5 protein-coding genes are annotated in these 5,010 nt (G+C 42.1%); 3 read left to right on the forward strand and 2 right to left on the reverse strand.

The genetic code is table 11. From position 1 onward, the window contains the following. Positions 1-15: 15 nt before the first annotated feature. Positions 16-711, reverse strand: a complete 696-nt coding sequence (locus VNZ46_RS16620; RefSeq protein ID WP_133777848.1) for a LytR/AlgR family response regulator transcription factor — start codon at positions 709-711, stop codon at positions 16-18. 269 nt (positions 712-980) lie between these two features. Between VNZ46_RS16620 and VNZ46_RS16625 the strand changes: the two genes are divergently transcribed. Further along, on the forward strand, positions 981-1,403 hold the full coding sequence (locus tag VNZ46_RS16625) for a hypothetical protein (protein ID WP_325561182.1): 423 nt from the start codon (positions 981-983) through the stop codon (positions 1,401-1,403). Between the two features lie 48 nt (positions 1,404-1,451). Here VNZ46_RS16625 and VNZ46_RS16630 read toward each other — a convergent pair whose 3' ends face one another. Further along, a complete protein-coding gene (locus tag VNZ46_RS16630; protein WP_325561183.1) occupies positions 1,452-3,008 on the reverse strand; it encodes a hypothetical protein in 1,557 nt (518 codons plus the stop codon). 108 nt (positions 3,009-3,116) lie between these two features. Here VNZ46_RS16630 and mnmD point away from each other — a divergent pair, with 108 nt between their 5' ends. Together mnmD and VNZ46_RS16640 are read left to right on the forward strand one after the other, a co-directional pair. Further along, positions 3,117-3,791 (forward strand): tRNA (5-methylaminomethyl-2-thiouridine)(34)-methyltransferase MnmD, encoded by a 675-nt coding sequence (mnmD, locus tag VNZ46_RS16635; RefSeq protein ID WP_325561184.1) that lies wholly within the window; start codon positions 3,117-3,119, stop codon positions 3,789-3,791. An 81-nt stretch (positions 3,792-3,872) separates the two neighbouring features. Further along, positions 3,873-4,823, forward strand: coding sequence for an aldo/keto reductase (locus VNZ46_RS16640; RefSeq protein ID WP_325561185.1), 951 nt, complete (start codon positions 3,873-3,875; stop codon positions 4,821-4,823). The last annotated feature ends 187 nt before the right edge of the window (positions 4,824-5,010 follow it).

Here is a 5,010-nt window from a genome sequence, read left to right on the forward strand (position 1 = left end):
ATTTAGTTATAAATATTATAGAATCTGCATTCGTTTATTTAATGCCGAACGGTAGGCATCAGAAACAGGAACCAGGCTTTTATTAATAATCAGCGTTCCACCCTCCAGGGTATCTATCTTATTCACATTGACAATAAAAGAACGATGAACCCGCAGGAACATGCTTTGTGTAAGTTTTTGTTCTACTGATTTTAGAGAAGAGTGAATAGAATACACCTGATCGGGAACATAGATCTTCACATAATCTCCCATCGCTTCAAGGTATAGAATATCCGCCGCCTTTAACCTTCTCACTACGTTTGAATCCCGGATAAAAACAAACTCATCCTCTTTATGCCCAATGGAAATGCTTTTGGTTTTGTACAAGTCCCTGGCCTTTTTAACCGACTGCATAAAACGAACCGGAATAATAGGCTTGGTTAAAAAATCCACAACATTCAAATCAAAAGCCTCCGCAGCGTAGTCTGTCCGGCCGGAGGTAAAAATAATCATCGGTCGTTTATCTCCAAGATTCCGCACCAGTTCAATCCCCGTCATACCGGGCATTTCAATATCCAAAAAGAGAAGATCAATCTGACCTTCTATAACTTCTCTGCAGGCATCGATGGCATTTTCACATTCTTTAATGAGCGTTAAAGAAGAATCCATACTGATCATCTGCTTCAATGCAGCGAGTGCAATTTTGTTGTCGTCAACAATTAGGCAATTCATTAGGTATCAGATTTCTTTGCACTAAAATAATTATAATTACCAAGAAAAAGAAAACTAATCGACTTAAATAGCATAGGAGCTAAAAAAAATCTCAAAGAGTTTAATTCTTCATTCATCGTGCCTTTTTGCCTTTCTGCCTATCGCCTATATTATCGCATTCTCGGACAAACTAATTTTGCTACCAGAAAAATAAACAGGTAAAAACATTTGGAAACGACTATGAATACATACGTGATCGCTTCCTAAAAAGATTGAACAATTTTAAAACTATGAGAACAATAAAAAACTTATTTCTAATCGTTATCAGCTTATTCGCAGCCCAATTTGCTCATGCCCAAACAGGCAGCATGAAAGATCCGGTAAGCTTTAAATTAAAAAATGGTTTAACCATTATCGTAGCTCAAAACACAGGAATTTCTAAAGTATATGCTAATTTCAAATCAGAAGATGATGCGGTTAAAGAAGCAGAACAAGAAGGTTTACAAAACCTGGTAACAGGTCTATTTAATTCGTCTGAAAAAGAAACCAATGGTAAGATCAATGAAGCAAAAGCCTATAACAGCAATCAGATCGACTTGTCTAAAGCTTATCTGACCATTGCCGGAAACATTAGCCCATCTGAAGCTAAAGCCATTGCACAAAAAGCATTTGGCGACTGGAAAGGAAATACCACCACCGAATCCTCAAAATAAAAGCCAAAGCGGTTGCTTTCCTGTTCAGACAGAGAAGGCAACCGCAACTTAATACCCAATGTTTTTAACCGCTTGTGCGCCCAATCTTTCCGACAATTGCTCCAGGTAAAGGCTCTGAGGCCGCACACTTACACCAGGCACATCATAAATGCCCTCTGCAAGCAAAGGCGTCTGATCAAAAGGCATGGCCTTCTTTTGAGGTTCACCAGAACCACCGATCACCCAATTCGCAGCACCCGGAGGCTGCTGGTTCAGAAAACTTTTCGCCGAAGAATTCCAGGCCACAGCCCAACCAATAGCCCAGCCATGTCCTGAGCCCATGGCCCCTCTGTTCATAAAATCAATTCCTCCATCAGGAACCCTGCAGCCATCTACCAGTAAACCCGTAGCCCATCGCTGATGCGGCTGTATCCATCCATTTCCCCGGAAAACACAGTTCAATACCACAACCGGGCCAGTGACCTTTGCGCCTGTACCAAAGAAAAACATATTATCTCCCTGAACGCTGCATTGGTTAAACAGCAACTGCTGTCCGCTGCCATTGATATCAGCTGGTTTAGCCGCTCCCTGTGTTGGCAACTCATGAAAGATCCTCACCTGTTCCACGGTAATCCGCTTGCCCGTCACACTTACACTGTTTACCGTATTAAACACGTCAATATTTCTTGCCCAGGCATCCACCACCCCACTCATGCTAAAAGCTTTATGATGCCCCTCATCAATCGTACCCGATTGTTTGGGAGAGACCATTCTTAAATTCTCAAATCCAATTTGCGACAGCATCCCATCCATACTGATCTTAGTTACCTTCACCCCATCCTTTTCTAAATATTGAGCATCATAACTATCCGTCAGCGGAACATCAATCGTAACCTTATTATTTACAATCTCCTTAATTACCCGTTCAGTAGTAATCTCCCCCGTAATCCAGGTTTGCTTTTTTCCATTCCTGGTCAACTGGTCCATTCCCATAAAATGCACCCAGGCTTCAGTTACTGGTCTGGAAATGCGGATCATATCCCCAACAGCAAAATGCGAAGCATCCTTCAACCTAAAAGACATCGCACCAGAGGGCACATAAGCTTCCGCAAACACAGAAGATAACCCGCTACTCTTCACCTCCACAGCCCCCTTCACAGAAATACAGACATGTGGTTTTCCAGTCATATTGATCACGGTTCCTCTTTCTCCTGAACCACTCCCCCTCAGCACCACACCATTGGCATTGATCACAAGAGTCCGGTCGCAATCATAAACACCCTCCTTCAATAAAACCGCTCCTCTAAAGCCATTTTCTACAGGCATTTGCGAAACCTTATTAATGGCCAACTGTATAGCATCCGTATTGTCTCCCGTCTGAGGGCTTAGAACCACCCGTACTTTCGGATCTGGAATGGCAACACCACCTCCCATATACCCGGCATAAGAAAAGTCCATGATCCGGTCTCCCCCCGGAAGTGTTTTATAAAGGAGCTTTCCCTTATCCAGGTATGCCCACTGGCTCTTGCCCGATTCACCCAACTTCGCCTTTTGGGCAAATCCCGTAGAAAAAAACACCTGTAAAACGGCCAGCAAGAGCCAGCGCTTTGTTCCTGTCCTGTTCATCTATATTTGGTTTAGAACTATAAAGATAGCGGGCACTCCCTCTGCTCATTACGCCCAATAAGTAAAATATTCAGCAATTTAAACAGCTTTTCTGCTAATTTTGAAAAAATGAATACACTTATCCAAACCGCCGACGGCTCGAACACCCTATATAACGAAACCATTGGAGAACATTATCATTCCAAACATGGGGCTGTACAAGAAAGCAAACATGTATTTATAGATGCAGGCCTAAAATATGCAGAAGAGAAATACCCAGGCAAAGCCCTATCCATTCTGGAGATTGGCTTTGGTACAGGTTTGAATTTCCTGTTTACAGCAGCTTATGCCGCAGAAAAAAATCTCGACATTGATTATACGGGTATTGAAGCCTATCCATTAAGCCTGGAACAACTCGGCAGTACCGGCTATGACCAATATGTTTCCGTTCCGGTTTGGGAAAGTTTAATCAGCCAGTATGAAGCTGCCCTGAAAGCACCATCCAGATTAAACCCACTGCTACAACTTTTCATTCCACATATCCAACTGGAAAATTTCAAGGATACAAAATCCTACGATCTGATCTATTTTGATGCTTTTTCTGTACAGCATCAACCTGAAATGTGGTCGGATGAGATCATTGGCCATGTTTGCTCCTTCTTAAAACCAGGAGGAATTTTTGTAACCTATGCCATTACCGGAAAGTTAAAACGTGCCTTAAAGAGCCATGGCCTGCAAATTCAAAAACTTCCAGGCGCTCCGGGTAAACGAGAAATGTTACGGGCTGTAAAAAACGAAGATTAATTCCTGATATTGACATATCCAGGACAGAATTTAAAACCTCAGGGCTATACATTTGTTATTCAATCTCGTTAATTATTGATCATGGATAAAAGAAAATTAGGTAATACAGACTTATTTGTTTCCCCGATTACCTTTGGGGGCAATGTTTTTGGATGGACTATAGACCAAAACAGATCCTTTGAGATCCTGGACGGCTTTGTTGATGCCGGCTTTAACTTCATCGATACAGCCGATGTATATTCCAGATGGAACCCCGGAAACCAGGGTGGAGAATCAGAAACCATTATTGGAAACTGGCTGAAAGCCCGCAACAACCGCAAAGATGTGATCATTGCCACCAAAGTTGGTGCTGACATGGGAGAGGGCAAAAAACTCACCAAAAAATACATCACCACAAGAGTAGAAGATTCTTTAAAAAGACTTCAAACAGATTATATAGACCTGTATCAGAGTCATTATGACGACCCGGAAACCCCGGTACTGGAAACACTCGAAACTTATGACGAACTCATTCGCGCCGGTAAAGTCCGCTGGATTGGCGCATCCAACTATTCAGCAGAACGTTTAAAAGAATCACTGGAAACCAGTAAAAAACACAGTCTGCCTGTCTATCAAACTTTCCAGCCAGAATACAACCTCTATTCCAGAGAACATTTTGAAAAAGAATATGAAGAACTTTGCCTGGAAAATCACCTCGGCGTAATCAACTATTACGCATTGGCCAGCGGCTTTTTATCTGGAAAATACCGGTCAGAAGCCGATTTAAACAAAAGCAAAAGAGGTGGTGGTATTAAGAACTACCTCAATGAAAGAGGTTTCAGAATTCTGAAAGCACTAGATCAGGTATCTGAACAATACAACTCCAATCCGGCAAGTATTGCCCTGGCCTGGCTGATTGCCCGTCCATCTGTTACAGCACCAATTGCCAGCGTCACCACAAAAGATCAGCTAAAAGATCTGATTAATGCAGCAGCTTTGAAACTAAACACAGAAGATATTGCTATATTAGATCAGGCAAGCGACTGGAAATAAAAAAATCAATTGATCATAAAAACGCCCTGCCAGGAAAAACTGGCAGGGCGTTTGTTTTAAAAGGCCTTTATCACATCAGAATATAACGCATGAAAAACATCTCTCTACCGTTCCACACCAAACTGGCCATGGTACTGGTCTCGATCATCAGTCTTATTTATATTGCAATCTTAGGAGAAACTATCCT

Origin of the sequence: Pedobacter sp., assembly GCF_035566355.1 — a bacterium.
Taxonomy (GTDB): Bacteria; Bacteroidota; Bacteroidia; order Sphingobacteriales; family Sphingobacteriaceae; genus Pedobacter.